The sequence below is a fragment of the Siccirubricoccus sp. G192 genome (assembly GCF_019084075.1).
In the GTDB taxonomy this organism is placed as follows: domain Bacteria; phylum Pseudomonadota; class Alphaproteobacteria; order Acetobacterales; family Acetobacteraceae; genus G192.
Genome location: NZ_JAHREN010000001.1, coordinates 251,795 through 268,227 on the forward strand (window position 1 = coordinate 251,795; position 16,433 = coordinate 268,227).

The following is a 16,433-nucleotide window of genomic DNA, read 5'->3' on the forward strand; positions in this document are numbered from 1 at the left end:
ATGAGCACGACGATCCCCACCGCCGCGGAGGCCGAACTCGCGGTCCAGGCCCGGCAGGCGCAGGCGCGGTCCCCCGGCTATTGGGCCGGGGTCTGGCGGCGGGTCCGGCGCGACCCGGTGACGATCATCTGCGCCAGCATCCTGGCCCTGATGCTGCTGGCGATCCTCTTCGCGCCGCTGATCGCGCCGCATGATCCCTATCAGGGCAGCATGATCCGCCGGCTGCGCGCCATCGGCACGCCGAACTATCCGCTCGGCACCGATGAGCTCGGGCGCGACATCCTGACGCGCCTGCTCTATGGCGGCAGGCTGTCCTGGTTCATGGGCATCGTGCCGGTCGTGCTGGCCTTCGGCATCGGCACCAGCCTCGGCGTGCTGGCGGGCTATGCCGGCGGGCGGGTGAACATGCTCATCATGCGCGTGACGGATGTGTTCTACGCCTTCCCCTCGGTGCTGCTGGCGGTGGCGATCTCCGGCGCGCTCGGGGCCGGTATCTTCAACGCCATCCTGTCGCTCACCCTGGTCTTCATCCCGCAGATCATCCGGGTGGCGGAAAGCGTGACCCAGGGCGTCCGCAACCTCGATTTCGTGGAGGCGGCGCGGGCCTCGGGCGCTTCCGGCTTCACCGTGGTGCGGGTGCATGTGCTGGGCAATGTGCTAGGGCCGATCTTCGTCTATGCCACCAGCCTCATCAGCGTCTGCATGATCCTGGCCTCGGGCCTTTCCTTCCTCGGCCTCGGCACCAAGCCGCCGGAGCCGGAATGGGGGCTGATGCTGAACACGCTGCGCACCGCGATCTATGTGCAGCCCTGGGTGGCGGTGCTGCCGGGGGCCTGCATCTTCGTCACCTCCATCTGCTTCAACCTGCTCAGCGATGGGCTGCGGCAGGCGATGGATGTGAAAGGGTGAGATTCCGGGTGGCGGGGCCGGGGTGAAAGGGCCCTTGTCCGCCCTGGCGGCGGCACGACATGATCCCTCCGCCGGCGAGGGGAGGGCATCATGGACCAGGCCGCCACCGAGGCCACGCGCGCCTCCCGCAGCACCATCGGCGATGCGCTGCGGCGCGCCGCGCGCCGCTTCGGCGCCAGGGGCGCGCTGAGCTTCGCCGGCCGGCGCTGGAGCTACCGCGACCTCGACCTGGCCGCCGACCGGGTGGCGCGCTGCCTGCTCGCCGCGGGCCTCGCGCGCGGCGACCGGGTGGTGGCTTATGGCCGCAATTCCGACGGCTACCTGCTGCTCTGGCTCGGCTGCCTCCGCGCCGGCCTGGTGCATGTTCCCGCGAATTACGCGCTCACGGCGGAGGAGCTTGGCTATATCCTCGGCCAATGCGGCGCCAGGGCGCTGCTCACCCAGCCCGCGCTTGCGGCGGTGGCGGAGGCGGCCTGCGCGGCCCGGGGCGCGGTGCTGCGCGGCACCCTCGATTCCGGCGAGGGCCCGCTCGACATCCTGGCCGCGGCGCGGGACGTCGCCTGGGACCGGGTGGCCGGAGCGCCGCCGGACGAGGTGCTGGCCGATACCGACCTGGCGCAGATCCTCTATACCTCCGGCACCACCGGCGCGCCGAAGGGCGCCATGATGACGCACCGGGCGCTGCTGCATGAATATGTCAGCGCGGTCCAGGCGCTCGATTTCGGGGAGAGCGATCGGGCGCTGGCGGCGCTGCCGCTCTACCACTCCGCGCAGATGCATGCCTTCACCATGCCGCAACTGCTGGTGGGCGCCGATACCCTGCTGATCGAGGCGCCGCTGCCCGCCCTGGTGCTGGACCTGATCGAGGGGCAGCGCATCACCTCCTTCTTCGCGCCGCCGACCGTCTGGATCAGCCTGCTGCGGCACGAGGATTTCGCCCGGCGCGACCTGACCTCCCTGCGGCATCTCTATTACGGCGCGGCGATCATGCCGGTGCCGGTGCTGCAGGAATTGCGGGAGCGCCTGCCGGGCGCGCATCCCTACAACTGCTATGGCCAGAGCGAGATCGCCCCTCTTGCCACCGTGCTGCGGCCGGAGGAGCACGCGGCGCGTCCCGCCTCCGTCGGCCGCCCCGTGCTGCATGTCGAGACGCGGCTGGTGGATGCGGCGATGCGGGACGTGCCGCCCGGCGAGCGCGGCGAGATCGTCCACCGCTCGCCGCAATTGCTCACCGGCTATTGGGGCAAGCCGGAGGAGACGGCGGCTGCCTTCGCCGGCGGCTGGTTCCATTCCGGCGATGTCGGCACCATGGACGAGGAGGGCTACATCACCATCGTTGACCGCACCAAGGACGTCATCAATACCGGTGGCGTGCTGGTGGCGAGCCGCGAGGTGGAGGACGCGATCCTGACCCACCCCGCCGTCTCGGAATGCGCCGTCATCGGCCTGCCCGATCCGCGCTGGATCGAGGCGGTGACGGCGGTGGTGGTGCTGCGCCAGGGCGCGCAGGCGACCGAGGCGGCGCTGATCGAGCATGCCCGGCAGCACCTCGCCGCCTTCAAGCTGCCGAAGCGGGTGATCCTGGCCGGGGAACTGCCGCGCAACACCGCCGGCAAGCTGCTGAAGCGCCAGTTGCGGGCGATGCATGGCGGCCAGGCGGAGGCGCTGCCTGGCGCCGGATAAGCCTATCGCGGCTTCGGCGGCTCGAACCGGTAGGGCGCCGCCCCCTCCACCATCGGGTCCAGCGCCAGGCGGTGCTCCAGCGGCGGGAAGGCGCGGCTGCGGCAATCCAGCCGGTCGCAGAGCCGGCAGGAGAGGCCGATGCCGACCACGGCGCGCTCCAGGTCCAGCCCGTCGCCATAGACCACCTCCGGCGCGCGGGAGACGTCGCAGCCCATCGCCACCACATGCACCGGCGGCGGCTCCCCCCAGCGCGGCGCCGGGCCCTGCACGGTGCGGGCGAAGCAGAGGAAGGTGCCGCCATCCGGCAATTGCGCGAGTTGCACGCGCTGCTGGTCCGGCGTGGCGAAGGCCTGGTGCACGATCCATTTCGGGCAGGAGCCGCCGAAGCGGGCGAAGGGAAAGCCGGCGGCGGAGAAGCGCTTGTCCACATTCCCCGCCGGGTCGACGCGCAGGAAGAAGAAGGGCACGCCGCGCGCGCCTTCCCGTTGCAGCGTCGCCAGCCGGTGGCAGGCCTGCTCGAAGCTCACGCCGAAGCGGGCGGCCAGCGCCTCCACCTCATGCCGCAATTCCCGCGCCGCGGCCAGGAAGGGGGCATAGGGCATCAGCAGTGAGCCGGCGGCATAGTTCAGCAGCCCGATGCGGATCAGCGCCGCGGCCTCGGGCGAGGAGGGCTCGAACCCCGCCATCGCCGCCGCCACCGCCTCCCCGGCTTCGAGCAGCATGAGCTGGAAGGCCAAGTGGAAGCCGCGGCTCTCGCGCGGCAGGCTCTCCGAGAGGTCGAGCCGTCGCCCGGCGGGGTCGTAGCGGCGCAGCGCCCCGGGCAGCGCCATGACCGTCACCACCAGCCCGTGCTTCTGCCGCAGCCGCTGCGCCACGGCATGGTTCATCTCGGCCGGCGCCACGCCGAGCTCGCGGGCGATCTGCTCGGCCGCCGCCTCCAATTCGGCAAAGTGGTTGGCGCGGTCGTGGAAGAAGTCGCGCGCCTCCTCGGTGGGCAGCAGGATGCGGCGGCCGGTGGGCAGCGCGATGCCACCGCTGTCCTCCCGCGCCACACGCCAGGCGCGGTAGAGCGCCAGCATGGCGCGCGCCGCATTGGGCGCGGTGCCGGCCAATTGCGCCACCTCCTCCTCCGGCACCGTCTCCAGGCCGAGCAGGGGGTCGGCGAGCACCTCGCGCAGCCCGGTCTCCAGCGCCTTCTCGCGCAGGCCGGAGAGCGCGGCGAGGTCGACCTGCAAGGCCTCGGTGAGCTTGATGAGCAGGGTGGCGGTGACGGAACGCTGGTCGTGCTCGATCAGGTTCAGGTAGCTGGCCGAGATGCCGAGTCGGGCGGCCAGCGCCTGCTGCGCCATCCCCTTTTCCTGCCGGAGCCGGCGGACCGTCCGGCCGATGAGCGCCCGTGCCATGCTTTACGTCCTTTACGGATTGCAGGGCTTGTCTGTGAAGTCAGCCACGTCCTTACCGCAGCGCAGCACTGAAAGCGGATGAACTTCGGCGGTGCAATGTGAATTATTGACCCGAGCAGTTTGCAACGCAGGAGAGCCCGATGCGACCCATCACCGCCGCCACCCATGCCCCCGATGGTAATTTCGGTGGCGAGCCCGCCGAGCCCGGCCGTTTCGATGGCATCCGCCGCGACTACAGCCCGGCCGAGGTCGCCCGGCTCGCCGGCAGCTTCCGCATCAGGCATACCCTGGCCGAGATGGGCGCCCGCCGCCTCTGGCAATTGCTGAAGACCGAGCCCTTCGTGCCGACGCTCGGCGCCCTCACCGGCAACCAGGCGTTGCAGCAGGTGAAGGCCGGGCTGAAGGCCATCTACCTCTCCGGCTGGCAGGTGGCGGCGGATGCGGATTCCGCGGGCGAGATGTATCCGGACCAGTCGCTCTACCCCGTCGATTCCGTGCCGAAGGTGATCCGGCGCATCAACGCCTCGCTGCGCCGCGCCGACCAGATCGCCACCATGGAGGGCCAGGGCGACCAGACCCACTGGATGGCGCCGGTGATCGCGGATGCCGAGGCCGGTTTCGGCGGCGCGCTCAATGCCTATGAGCTGATGCGCGCCATGATCGAGGCCGGCGCCGCGGGCGTGCATTTCGAGGACCAGCTCGCTTCCGAGAAGAAGTGCGGCCATCTCGGCGGCAAGGTGCTGGTGCCGATCAGCCAGCATATCCGCACGCTCAATGCCGCCCGCCTCGCCGCCGATGTGGAGGGCGTGCCCACCGTGCTGCTCTGCCGCACCGATGCCGAGAGCGCGCAGCTCCTCACCGCCGACCTCGATGAGCGCGACCGCCCCTTCATCGGCAATGAGCGCACACCGGAAGGCTTCTTCCGCATCCGGCCGGGGGTGGGCAAGCAATATGCCATCGCCCGCAGCCTGGCCTATGCGCCCTATGCCGACCTGCTGTGGTGGGAGACCTCCGAGCCCGACCTGCAGGACGCGCGCGACTTCGCCGAGGCGATCCACCGCGAATTCCCCGGCAAGATGCTGGCCTACAACTGCAGCCCGAGCTTCAACTGGAAGCGCAAGATGGGCGAGGCCGAGGCCGAGCGCTTCCAGCGCGAGCTGGGCGCCATGGGCTACAAGTTCCAGTTCATCACCCTCGCCGGCTTCCACAGCCTGAACTACTCGATGTTCAAGCTGGCCCGCGGCTACGCAGAGCGCGGCATGGCGGCCTATAGCGAGTTGCAGCAGGCCGAATTCGCCGCCGAGCCCGAGGGCTACACCGCCACCCGCCACCAGCGCGAAGTCGGCGTCGGCTATTTCGATGCCGTCGCCACCGCGGCCAGCGGCGGCCATTCCAGCACCACCGCCCTCGCCCACAGCACCGAGGCGGCGCAGTTCCACGACGAGGAAAGCCGCACCCCGGTGCCGGCGAAGTAGCCACCGCAGCAACCCCTGGCAGGAGATCGAGCGATGAACGACGACCGCTATGATGACGGCCTGGTGCACGGCCATTCCTGGGCCACCGAGCCGCCGACCCATACCGCGCCCAACCCGCCGCGCGGCCCGGACCTGGCGACCACCAACCCGGACAAGGCCGAGGCTTTCGATGACGGGCTGGTCCATGCCCATGGCTGGGCCTCCGCCGAGGGCAACCGGGGGCCGCGGTAGCGTTGGCGGCCACCTCCTTCCCATCCGGGAAGGGGGTGGCACCCCATCACGCCAGGGTCGCCGCCAGGTTCACCGCGGCGGCCAGGATCACCGCATTGAACAGGAAGGCGACGGCGCCGTGCAGCAGCACCAGGCGCCGCATCGCCGGCTCGCTCGTCGTCGCGTCGGAAACCTGGAAGGTCATGCCGACGGTGAAGGCGAAATAGAGGAATTCGATGAAGTCCGGCTGCCCTCCGCCGGGGAAGTCGATGCCCTTGCCGTCGATCCAGTATTCATGCGCGTAATGCGTGGCGAAGAGGACATGCAGGAAAAGCCACGACACCAGGATGGTGCCGAGGCTCAGCGCCATGGTGCCGAAGGGCGCCGGCCGCCCCGCCGCCACGAGGTGCCAGGCCACCGCGAGCAGCGAAGCCAGCACCGCCGCGACCGACGCGGCCAGCACACCCCATTTGCCCTCGTCCACCTCCTCGGCCCGCCGCCGCAGCGCCGCCGGTGTCGCCGCCAGCATGGTCCGCACCGTCAGCACGAGCCAGAGCACGGCGCCGGCGCACCAGCCCTCCAGGGTCGCGGAGGGCGGCGGCTGGCCGAGCAGCCAAGCCGCGGCGGCCACCGCCAGGGCCAGCAGCGCCGCCCGCCACAGCAGCGGGTGGTGCCGCAGGGCAAGCCTCACCCGCCAGGCCTCACCCTGGCGCGGCCAGCGCCCGGGCGAAGACCGCCGGGTCCACGTTGCCGCCGCTGATGACCACGCCCACCGTGCGGCCGCGCGCCTCCACCTTGCCCGCCAGCACCGCGGCCAGCGCCACCGCGCCGCCGGGCTCGGCCACCAGCTTCAGATGCTCGAAGGCGAAGCGCATGGCGGCGAAGATCTCCGCCTCCGTCACCGCCACCCCGCCGGCCAGGCGCGGATGGTTGATGCTGAAGGTGAGCGCCCCCGGCTGGCGCGAGAGCAGCGAGTCGCAGAGCCCGTCGCCGCTGCCGTCATTGGCGATGCGCTGCCCGGCTTCCAGGCTGCGGCGGGTATCGTCCCAGCCCTCCGGCTCCACCGCCCAGACCTCCGCCGCGGGAGCCAGCACCTCCAGGGCCAGGGCGCAGCCGGCGGTCAGCCCGCCACCGCCGGTGCAGACGGCCAGCGCATCCAGGGTGAGGCCGGCGGCCTTGGCATCCTCGGCCAGTTCCATCGCCAGGGTGCCCTGGCCGGCGATGACGTCCGGGTGGTCGAAGGGCGGCAGCACGGTCGCGCCGCGCTCCTGCGCGAGGCGTTCAGCCAGGGCCTCGCGGTCCGTGGTGTGGCGGTCGAATTCATGGATCTCGGCGCCCCAGCGGCGCGTCGCCTCCCGCTTGATGCGGGGCGCATCCGTCGGCATCGCGATCAGCGCCGGCATGCCGAGCATATGCGCCGCCGCCGCCACCGCCTGGCCGTGGTTGCCGCTGGAATGCGTCACCACCCCGGCGCGGCGGGCGGCCGGCGGCAGCAGCATCGCCGCATTGGTGGCGCCGCGCAGCTTGAAGCTGCCGGTCTTCTGCAGGGGCTCCGGCTTCACCAGCACGGTGCCGCCGGCGATCTCGTCCAGCAGGGGGTGCCGCAGCATCGGCGTGCGGAGGATCCTGCCGCGCAGCCGCGCCGCCGCCGCCTCGATCTCCGCGAAACCCGGAACGCCGTTCATCGCCTCTCTCCAGCAAAGCGCCGCGGGTCGGTGAGCGGCACGGCGGCCGCCAGATCCGCATCCGGGGCGCGCCCATCCACCAGCGCCGCCAGCAGCCGCCCGGCGGCCGGCGCGGTCTGGATGCCATAGCCGCCCTGGCCGACCATCCAGAAGAAGCCGGGTGCCTCGCTCTCGCCGATCGCCAACCCGCGATCCGGGGTGAAGCTGCGCAGTCCGGCCCAGCGATGTTCGATCCGGCTCACCGGAATGTCGAGCGCCTGGGCCATGCGGTCCACCGCCACCGCCACGTCCAGCTCATCCGGCTGGGCGTCGCAGGGGGGGCTCGGGGTCTCGTCGGCGGGCGAGAGCAGCAGCTTCCGCCGCGCTTCCGGCCGCACGTACCAGGTGTGGTCCGCATCGCCGAGCAGCGGCCAGTCGGCGCAGTCATGCGGGCCGGGGTCGATGATGCAGGCGGTGCGGCGCATGGGTTGCAGGCCGAGCCGCCGCACCCCGGCCAGATCGGCCACCTCGTCGCCCCAGGCGCCGGCGGCATTGACCAAGTGGGGCGCGGCAAAACGGGCGCCGCTGCCGGCTTCGGCATGCCAGAGCCCGTCCTGCCGCCAGATCCGCCCGGCCCGGTGGCGCAGCGCCAGCACCCCGCCGCGGGCGCGCGCCAGCTTCAGGAAGCCCTGGTGCAGCGCCGCCACCTCGATATCGAAGCAGTCCGGCTCGATCGCCGCCATGGCCGCGTAGCCGGGCCGCAGCACCGGCACTAGGCGCCGCACCGCCTCGATCGCGATGGGCTGCATGTCGGTGGCGCCGGCCAGCATCGCCTCCAGATGCGGCACCTGGCCGGGTGGCGCCAGATGGATCACCGCGCGGGGCCGGGCGAGGGGCGTCTCGGTGAAGCCCGGCGGCGGCGCCTCGAAGAAGTCGCGGGAGGCGGCGGTGAGGATGCGCGCGTCCGGGCTGCCGTAATTGCGGATCCAGATGGCGGCGGAGCGGCCGGTGGCGTGGTAGCCCGCGCTCTCCTCCGCCTCCAGCAGGGCGACGCGGCGGGTGGCGGCAAGATGCGCGGCGGTGGTGGCGCCGGCCATGCCCGCGCCGATGACGATGATCTCGGTGTTCTGCGTGTCCATGCGGCGGAGTCTTCACCGGCCCCGGGGCGCCGGCAAGCGCCAGGGAGCCGGCGCCACACCACCGGCGAAAGAATCAAGAGAGGAAACCAGCCCGCGGACGTAATAAAAAGTCGCATTGACGGGCCCGGAGGGAGGGTGACATATTACGGCCCGCCGCAACCCCTCCCGTGGACGGCAAAAAAAGGGCGGCACCGTGAGGCGCCGCCGAGTTTAGGGAGGAAACGTCCAAGAATGCAGCGATCCGGCAATCACCGGAATGCTGCGCCGCACAATCTATGCGGAGCGAAGCCGGGGTGCAAGGATAATTCCTTTCCTGATGCCCTGGCCGCGACGCGTTCGGCATCACGCTCTGTTTCATCCCTTTTCGTGTTGCCGCATCACCACAGCAGGTCGCCGCGCAGGAAGGCCGCCGCTTCGGGCGTGGCGGGGCCGGCGAAGAAGGCCGGCGCCGCGGCACGTTCCAGCACCCGCCCGTGATGCAGGAAGACGATATCCCCGGCCAGCCGCCGCGCCTGGCCGAGGTCATGGCTGGTCATCACCACCTTGGTGCCGCCCTCCGCGATGGCGGCGACGATGGCCTCCACCGCACGGGTCGCGGCGGGGTCGAGATTGGCGGTGGGCTCATCCAGGAACAGCACCTCCGGCGCCAGGGCCCAGGCGCGGGCCAGGGCCAGCCGCTGCTGCTCGCCGCCCGAGAGGCGCCGGGCCGGGCGGGCGGCGAACCCGCCCAGGCCGACCCGCGCCAGCGCCTGCTCCGCCCGCGCCCGCGCCTCGCCCCGGCGCAGGCCACGCAACCGCAACGGGTAGGCGGCATTGGCGAGCACGGAGCGGCGCAGCATCACCGGCCGCTGGAAGACCATGACGTCCCTTGGTGCGTCCCTTGAGGCCTCGCCGGCGCCCCCGGCCCAGCGGAGCGTGCCGCCGCCGGGCCGCAGCAGCCCATGCATCAGCCGCAGCAGCACGCTCTTGCCGGCGCCATTGGGGCCGACCAGCAGGGTCGGCGGGCCAGCCTCGATCGCCAGGGTGATGCCGCGGATGATTTCCACCCCGCCGGCGGCATAGCGCAGCTCCGACAGGCGCAGCGGCAGCGAGGAGCCGGCGGCGCCCGGCGCCCCGCCCCCAGGGGCACCCCGCATCCCGTCCTGCATCCGCCTGGCGCTCACCCCTCCGCCCGCGCCGCTGCGCCGCGCAGCGCCTGGGCCAGCCCGTTCACCGCCAGCACCACCGCCAGCAGCACCAGACCGAGCGCCAGCGCCAGCGGCAGGTCGCCCTTGCTGGTTTCGAGCGCGATGGCGGTGGTCATGACGCGGGTATAGCCCTCGATATTGCCACCCACGATCATCACCGCACCGACCTCCGCCGCCGCCCGGCCGAAGCCGGCCAGCAGCACCGTCGGCAGGGCGAAGCGGCCCTCCCACAACAGGGTGCGCATGGCCGTGGCGGGGCCGATACCGAAGCTGCGGAGCAATTCGGAAAGATCCTCCCAGAGCGTTTCCATCGCCTGGGCGGAGAGTGCCGTGAGGATGGGCGCGACCAGCACCGCCTGGGCCAGCACCATGGCGGCCGGCGTGAACAACAGGCCCAGCCCGCCGAGCGGTCCGCTGCGGCTGAGCAGCAGATAGAGCACCAGCCCGGCAACGACCGGCGGCAGGCCCATCAGCGCATTGCAGGCGGCGATGGCGGCGCCGCGCCCGGGGAACCGCGCCACCGCCAGCAGCGCGCCGAGCGGCAGCCCGACCAACGCCGCCAGCAGCACCGCGGTCAGGCTCACCTCCAGCGACAGGGCCACGATGCCCAGCAACCTGGGGTCGAGTTCGGTCAGCAGGCCGAACGCGGCGGTAAGGGCGGCACCAAGGTCATCCATGGTGGCGCAGGGTGGCGGGGCCTGCGCCGCGGGTCAAACAAGGCGCCCCGCCATGGGGCGGGGCGCACGGGGGAAGGTGGTGGGGAGGGCGGTCCGGCTACCGCTCGGGGTTGCGCGGCGGCGTCGTGCCGGCCGCGCGCTTGCGGTCGTCATCCACCTCCACCTCGGTGCGGCGGACCGTGTCGGAGACGGTCTGGGTGCGCTCCCCGGCTTCCTTGCGGACCACCACCTCCTCGCGGACCCTGGCCTCCTTGCCGATGACCGCCTCCTCGGAGGTCTCGGTGGCCTCTATGGTGCGGTCCTTGAAATCCACGCGATCGGCATCGGTCAGCGGCCGGTCCACCGGGCGGCGCTCCACCTCCACATGCTCCTCGCGCAGCGTCACCTGCTCCTGCACCGGGGTCTCGACCACATAGGTGCGGACCCGGACGCGGCCACTCGCAACCTCGCGCTTGCCGACCCGCAGCCGTTCCTCGACCAGCGGGATCACCTCCTCGCCACCGGTCCTGGCGGTTTTCGCGGCGATCGTCCCGGTGGTGGCGCTGCCAGTGCTGGCGCCGGCCGGCCTTGCAGCCGCCGTGGCGCTACCCGTGGTCGTGGCCGAGACGCCGGTGCGGGTGCCGTCCGAGGAGGAGCCGAGCACCGCGTCGCCGCCATAGGTGTCGTAGCTGGCGCCGGTCCAGCCCTGCTGCCGCCATTCCTGCTCGCGGGTATCGAGGTCGACGGCGCCGCTGCGCTCGAAGGCCTCCATGGCCTCGTCCAGCCGCTCATCCGGAACCTGGGCGGCGACCATGATGCCGCCCCGCCGCACGCCCTCGGCATAGGTGGCGCGGTCCTCGTCCGGCAGGAACAGGTCGCGGAGCGAGGCGAGGAAGCCGTGATGATCCTCGCTCCGCGGTTCCATGGTGCCGGCGGTGACGTTCTCGCTGCCCGCGGCATAGACCTGCACATTGTCGCGGTCGATGCCGCATTGCTGGACGAGCATCTCGACCGCCCGTTCCGCCTCGGGGCGGGAGTCGAAAAGTCCTGTGATGGTTCGCATGTTTCCTGCCTTCCCTGTGGTTGTTGGTGTTGGGGCGTCCGGCATCGGGGGCAGCCGCTCGATCACGGCCTGCTGACGGCGAAGGGTGACCGGCTCCGCATGCTGCCGTTCCTCCACCCGCAGCCGCAGCCGGACCTCCTCCCGCAGCACCAGGCGGCGCTCGACGACCAGGACCTCCTCCAGCACCGGGATGACGAGGGTGTCGCCCTCCTCCCGGACCGGCGGGGCCTCGGCCACCGTGCGGCCGATCGGCACGCGCTCGATATCCACCAGGCGGCTCCGCAGCGTCTCCTCGACCAGCCGGGCTTCGGTCCCGGTGGTGACCGAGACGCGGAGACGGCCGGTTTCCCGGACCCGCTTGCCGACCCGCAGATGCTCCTCGAGCAGCGGGATGATGGTCTCGGCCGGCTCCCCTTCCATTCCGCCGACCCCTTTTCCACCGACCCAGCCCCAACGGCCGGACCCGCTCCGGTGTTCCAGCCGGCAGCGCATCATCATCTGTGCGGGATGTATCCATTGCGGGCGGTCCGTTGTGGTTGTCACCCGCGGGACGGCGTGCCTATGCTCTGCCACAGGGCTTCAAGACCGGAATGGTCGGCCGCGCGGACGATACCGCCGGACCATGGGAGGGTGACGAATGACGTTAAAGGGCATGACCCGGCGCGATGCATTGCGTGCTGGCGTTGCGGGAGCGGCGGCAAGCGCGCTGCCGCTGGTGAACGTGCATGGCCAGACCTCGGGCGGGCGGCTGGCAGTCGGCTTCTGGGACCATTGGGTGCCGGCCGGCAACGAGGCGATGCGCGCGATTGTCGATGACTGGTCGAAGAAGAACCGGGTCGAGGTTCAGATCGACTTCATCACCTCGGTCGGCAACAAGCTGCTGCTGACCACCGCGGCCGAGGCGCAGGCCCGCCAGGGCCACGACATCCTGGCCTTCTCTACCTGGCTCGTGCAGGACCACCAGCGGATGCTGGAGCCGGTGGACGATGTCATGGGCCGGCTGGTCCAGAAATACGGCAAGGTCAATCCTGTCTCCGAATATCTCGGCAAGGTCGGAGGCAAGTGGATGGCGGTGCCGGCGAGTTCCGGCAGCCAGAACAAGGGCTCGGCAGCGCGCATCGACCTGATGAAGCAGCATGCCGGCATCGATGTGCAGGCAATGTATCCGGCCGAGACGCGGCTCGGCCCCGGCGCCGACCAGTGGACCTGGGAAACCTTCCTCACCGCGGCGCAGAAATGCAACGCGGCGGGCATGCCCTTCGCCCTGCCGGCCGGCACCTTCAGCGATGCCACCGACTGGATCGGCGCCATGTTCCGCTCCTACGGTGCGGAACTGGTGAACGCCAAGGGCGACATCACCATCCGCAGCAACGACAAGGTCAAGCAGGCGCTGGACTATGCCGCGCGGCTGTTCCAGCACATCCCGGGCGAGATGTTCGCGGCGGATGACGCCACCAACAACCGGGCGCTGATCGCCAACCGTTCGGCGCTGATCTTCAACCCGCCCTCGGCCTATGCGGTGGCCAAGCGCGACGCGCCGCAGGTGGCGGAGCAGGTCTGGCACTTCCCGAGCCCCATGGGCCCGGCCGGTCACTACACGCCGCACCTGCCCTTCTTTTGGGGCATCTGGAACTTCAGCCGCGCCAAGCCGGCGGCCAAGGCATTGCTGGAACACCTGTCGCAGCGGGAGCAGGTGGAGAAGCTGGTCGCCGCAACCGACGGCTACGACATCCCGGCCTTCGACACGCTGACCGACCTCGATACCTGGTCCACGGTCGGGCCGCCGCGCGGGACGGTGTTCAACTACCCGGTCAAGCCGCACCACAAGGCGGAGCCTTCCATCGCCTTCGCCCCGGCGCCGCCCGAGGTCGCGGTGCAGATGTACACCCAGGGCATCCAGGCGAAGATGATCGCCCGCATGGTGCAGAACAAGGAACCCGTGGATCGCGTGCTGGCCTGGGCCGAGCGTGAGGTGGAAGGCTTCAATCGCTGAGCAGGGGCGCCGGCGGCGGGCCCGGGGAAGGGCCCCGCCGCCGGCACTGCATGGCGTAGCACGGGCAAGGAGGAAACATGGCCGACGGTAATGTCGTCGCTGCCCCCCGGGATTCCGGCCGCGATTGCACCGCCGCGGGCGGGCACGCTGCAACGGCTGGCACGACGGCGATCCACGCTGGCCTTCCTGATGACCCTGCCGCTGATCGCGCTGATCGGCAGCCTGGTGATCTACCCGTTCTTCTATGCGCTCTATCTGTCCATGCTGAACAAGCGCATGACGAAATTCGTCGGCATCGACAATTTCACCTTCCTGCTGGGCCGCGAAACCTTCCAGATGGTGATCTGGCAGAGCGTGATCTTCGCGGTGGGCGCGGTAGTGGCGAAGGCGATCATCGGCTTCGTCCTGGCGCATGTGCTGCATGCCCTGCCGGACAAGGGCCAGCGCAAATGGCGCGGCATGCTGCTGGTGCCCTGGGTGATCCCGCCGGCGATCTCGACGCTCGCCTGGTGGTGGTTGTTCGATCCTTCCTATTCGGCCTTCAATTGGGCACTGGCCGGCATCGGCGCGGGGCCGGTGCCCTGGCTCGGCGAGGCCAATTGGGCGCGGTTCGCCGTGATCCTGGTGAATGTCTGGTATGGCGCGCCCTTCTTCATGATCATGTACCTGGCGGCGCTGAAATCCGTGCCGGACCAGCTCTATGAGGCTTCGGCGATCGATGGCGCCACGGGGCTGCAGAAGCTGCGCTACGTGACCCTGCCGATGATGCGCAACATCATCTCCATCACCGTCCTGTTCAGCCTGATCGTCACCTTCGCCAATTTCGACATCGTCCGCATCCTCACCAATGGCGGACCGCAGGACAGCACGCATGTCTTCGGCACCTATGCCTTCCAGGTGGGCATCCAGTCGGGCGACATTCCGCTCGGCGCGGCGGTGTCGCTCTTCATGTTCCCGATGCTCGCGGTCTTCGCGATCTTCATCCTGCGCGGCGTCAGCCGCCGTTCCAAGGAGATGGCCGGATGAGCGGCGCCACCGTAGCGCAACCGGCCGATTCCGCGCCGATCTACCACAAGGCCGGCAGCCTCAGGCGGGAACGCCGCCGGGCGCTGATCGGCGCCTATATCGCGCTGGCGGTCTTCGTGGTGTTCTTCCTGACGCCGCCCTTCCACATGCTGATGACCAGCCTGAAGAGCAGCGCGGAGATCGCCGACCTTTCCGGCAATCCCTGGATCGTCAGCCGCCCGACGCTGGAGAATTACTGGGCGCTGCTGAGCCAGGGCAGCTACCTGACGCATTTCGTCAACTCGGTCATGGTGACGGTCTGCGTCGTGGCGATCACCATGGTGATCTCGACCTTCGCCGCCTTCGCGCTGGCGCGCATGCGATTCTGGGGCAGCACGGCGCTCGCCACCGGCGTCTTCCTCACCTACCTGGTGCCGGAGACGCTGCTCTTCATCCCGCTGTTCCAGACCATCGGCGGCCTCGGGATGTACAACAACCTCTGGGCCATGGTGCTGCTCTATCCGACGCTCACGGTGCCCTTCTGCACCTGGATCATGATCGGCTATTTCAGCTCCATCCCGAAGGAACTGGACGAGGCGGCGCTGATCGATGGCGCCAACCATTTCCAGATGCTGTGGAAGATCTTCATTCCCGTGGCGCTGCCCGGCATCCTGGCGGCGACGATCTTCGCCTTCACCGTGTCCTGGGCGCAGTTCCTCTATCCACTCGCCTTCCTGGTGAGCTCGGACCAGATGGTGCTGACCGTCGGCATCATCTCCGACCTGATCCGCGGCGACACCTTCCAGTGGGGCATGATCATGGCCGGCGCGCTGATGGCGGCGCTGCCGCCGCTGCTCGTCTATGCCTTCCTGATGGACTACTACATCGCCGGCCTCACCGCCGGCGCAACGAAAGGCTGAGGGGGCTTCCAGGATGGCGCAGGTTTCGCTGCGGAAGATCGTCAAGGAATACGAAGGCGGCGTGCAGGCGGTGAAGGGCGTCGACCTGGAGATCGAGGACCATGAATTCGTGGTGCTCGTCGGCCCCTCCGGCTGCGGCAAGTCCACCACCTTGCGGATGATCGCGGGGCTGGAGGAGATCACCGCCGGCGACATCGCGATCGGCGGCCGGGTGGTGAACGACATCCCGCCTCGGGACCGCGACATCGCCATGGTGTTCCAGAACTACGCGCTCTATCCGCATATGAGCGTCTACGAGAACATGGGCTTCGGCCTCACCCTGCGGAAATTCCCCAAGGACGAGATCCGCCGCCGGGTCGAGAATGCCGCCCGCATCCTCGATATCGGCAACCTGCTGGACCGCAAGCCCAAGGCGCTGTCCGGCGGGCAGCGGCAGCGGGTGGCGATGGGCCGCGCCATCGTGCGCGACCCCAAGGTCTTCCTCTTCGACGAGCCGCTGTCCAACCTCGATGCCAAGCTGCGCGTGCAGATGCGCACCGAGATCAAGAAGGTGCACCAGACCGTCCGCACCACCACCGTCTATGTCACCCATGACCAGGTGGAGGCGATGACGCTCGCGGACCGCGTGGTGGTGATGAACCATGGCGTGATCGAGCAGGTGGGCCCGCCGCAGGACCTCTACCACCACCCCACCACCCGCTTCGTCGCCGGCTTCATCGGCAGCCCGGCGATGAACTTCATCCCGGCGCGGCTGGAGCAGGGCTCCGGCGCGCTGCGTCTGGCCCTGCCCGACAACATCGCCCTGCCGGTGCCGCCGGAGCGCACCCAGCGCTACACCCCCTATGTCGGCCGCGATCTGCTGCTCGGCATCCGCCCGGAACATCTCACCGAGGTGAAGGCCACCGGGAAGCAGAACATCGCCACATTCGAGGCCGCCCCCGAAGTGGTGGAGCCGATGGGGATGGAAACCCTGATCCATTTCTGGATCCAGGGCGCCGAGATCTGCGCCAAGCTCGACCCCGCCGTGCCGGCCGAGCCGGGCCGGAAGATGACCCTCGCCGTCGATCTCAACCAGATGCACCTGATCGACCCGGACTCCGGCCGGGTGCTGTAGCCGGCGCGCGGC

Annotated in this window: 15 protein-coding genes; 8 read left to right on the forward strand and 7 right to left on the reverse strand. The window is 70.2% G+C overall.

Annotated elements, in window-relative coordinates; translation table 11 throughout:
* The gene (locus tag KSF81_RS01170; RefSeq protein ID WP_217377371.1) at nucleotides 1-909 is read left to right on the forward strand and encodes an ABC transporter permease; all 909 of its coding nucleotides are present in this window, start codon (nucleotides 1-3) and stop codon (nucleotides 907-909) included.
* Nucleotides 910-999: 90 nt separating this feature from the next.
* Nucleotides 1,000-2,592 carry a fatty acyl-CoA synthetase gene (locus KSF81_RS01175; RefSeq protein WP_217377372.1) on the forward strand — a complete coding sequence of 531 codons (1,593 nt, stop codon included), beginning with the start codon at nucleotides 1,000-1,002 and terminating at the stop codon, nucleotides 2,590-2,592.
* Between the two features lie 2 nt (nucleotides 2,593-2,594).
* Here the strand turns inward: KSF81_RS01175 and KSF81_RS01180 are convergent, their stop codons facing one another.
* Nucleotides 2,595-3,995 (reverse strand): short-chain fatty acyl-CoA regulator family protein, encoded by a 1,401-nt coding sequence (locus tag KSF81_RS01180; RefSeq protein ID WP_217377373.1) that lies wholly within the window; start codon nucleotides 3,993-3,995, stop codon nucleotides 2,595-2,597.
* Nucleotides 3,996-4,135: 140 nt separating this feature from the next.
* On the opposite strand from KSF81_RS01180, the gene aceA reads away from it, so the two are divergent.
* Both aceA and KSF81_RS01190 read left to right on the forward strand, forming a co-directional pair.
* Nucleotides 4,136-5,470, forward strand: a complete 1,335-nt coding sequence (gene aceA / locus KSF81_RS01185; RefSeq protein WP_217377374.1) for an isocitrate lyase — start codon at nucleotides 4,136-4,138, stop codon at nucleotides 5,468-5,470.
* A 33-nt stretch (nucleotides 5,471-5,503) separates the two neighbouring features.
* Entirely contained in the window at nucleotides 5,504-5,701 is a 198-nt protein-coding gene (locus KSF81_RS01190) for a hypothetical protein (RefSeq protein ID WP_217377375.1), read from the forward strand.
* Between the two features lie 46 nt (nucleotides 5,702-5,747).
* On the opposite strand, the gene KSF81_RS01195 is transcribed toward KSF81_RS01190, so the two are convergent.
* The 6 genes from KSF81_RS01195 to KSF81_RS01220 form a co-directional block, all read right to left on the reverse strand.
* Nucleotides 5,748-6,371: a DUF1345 domain-containing protein gene (locus KSF81_RS01195; protein WP_217377376.1), complete on the reverse strand. Its 624-nt coding sequence runs from the start codon at nucleotides 6,369-6,371 to the stop codon at nucleotides 5,748-5,750.
* A 10-nt stretch (nucleotides 6,372-6,381) separates the two neighbouring features.
* Nucleotides 6,382-7,365 carry a threonine/serine dehydratase gene (locus tag KSF81_RS01200; RefSeq protein WP_217377377.1) on the reverse strand — a complete coding sequence of 328 codons (984 nt, stop codon included), beginning with the start codon at nucleotides 7,363-7,365 and terminating at the stop codon, nucleotides 6,382-6,384.
* Entirely contained in the window at nucleotides 7,362-8,483 is a 1,122-nt protein-coding gene (locus KSF81_RS01205) for an FAD-binding oxidoreductase (protein ID WP_217377378.1), read from the reverse strand. The genes KSF81_RS01200 and KSF81_RS01205 overlap by 4 nt, the downstream gene beginning before the upstream one ends.
* A gap of 377 nt (nucleotides 8,484-8,860) precedes the next feature.
* Nucleotides 8,861-9,619, reverse strand: coding sequence for an ATP-binding cassette domain-containing protein (locus KSF81_RS01210; protein WP_217377379.1), 759 nt, complete (start codon nucleotides 9,617-9,619; stop codon nucleotides 8,861-8,863).
* 23 nt (nucleotides 9,620-9,642) lie between these two features.
* Complete coding sequence (locus tag KSF81_RS01215; RefSeq protein WP_217377380.1) at nucleotides 9,643-10,347, reverse strand: ABC transporter permease; 705 nt, start codon at nucleotides 10,345-10,347, stop codon at nucleotides 9,643-9,645.
* A 97-nt stretch (nucleotides 10,348-10,444) separates the two neighbouring features.
* Nucleotides 10,445-11,809: a YsnF/AvaK domain-containing protein gene (locus KSF81_RS01220; RefSeq protein WP_217377381.1), complete on the reverse strand. Its 1,365-nt coding sequence runs from the start codon at nucleotides 11,807-11,809 to the stop codon at nucleotides 10,445-10,447.
* 232 nt (nucleotides 11,810-12,041) lie between these two features.
* Between KSF81_RS01220 and KSF81_RS01225 the strand changes: the two genes are divergently transcribed.
* The 4 genes from KSF81_RS01225 (at nucleotide 12,042) to KSF81_RS01240 (ending at nucleotide 16,421) form a co-directional block, all read left to right on the forward strand.
* The gene (locus tag KSF81_RS01225) at nucleotides 12,042-13,382 is read left to right on the forward strand and encodes an ABC transporter substrate-binding protein (protein ID WP_254453303.1); all 1,341 of its coding nucleotides are present in this window, start codon (nucleotides 12,042-12,044) and stop codon (nucleotides 13,380-13,382) included.
* 90 nt (nucleotides 13,383-13,472) lie between these two features.
* Nucleotides 13,473-14,408: a carbohydrate ABC transporter permease gene (locus KSF81_RS01230; protein ID WP_217377383.1), complete on the forward strand. Its 936-nt coding sequence runs from the start codon at nucleotides 13,473-13,475 to the stop codon at nucleotides 14,406-14,408.
* Nucleotides 14,405-15,307: a carbohydrate ABC transporter permease gene (locus tag KSF81_RS01235; RefSeq protein ID WP_217377384.1), complete on the forward strand. Its 903-nt coding sequence runs from the start codon at nucleotides 14,405-14,407 to the stop codon at nucleotides 15,305-15,307. The genes KSF81_RS01230 and KSF81_RS01235 overlap by 4 nt, the downstream gene beginning before the upstream one ends.
* 13 nt (nucleotides 15,308-15,320) lie before the next feature.
* Nucleotides 15,321-16,421: an ABC transporter ATP-binding protein gene (locus tag KSF81_RS01240; protein ID WP_217377385.1), complete on the forward strand. Its 1,101-nt coding sequence runs from the start codon at nucleotides 15,321-15,323 to the stop codon at nucleotides 16,419-16,421.
* Nucleotides 16,422-16,433 lie beyond the last annotated feature (12 nt).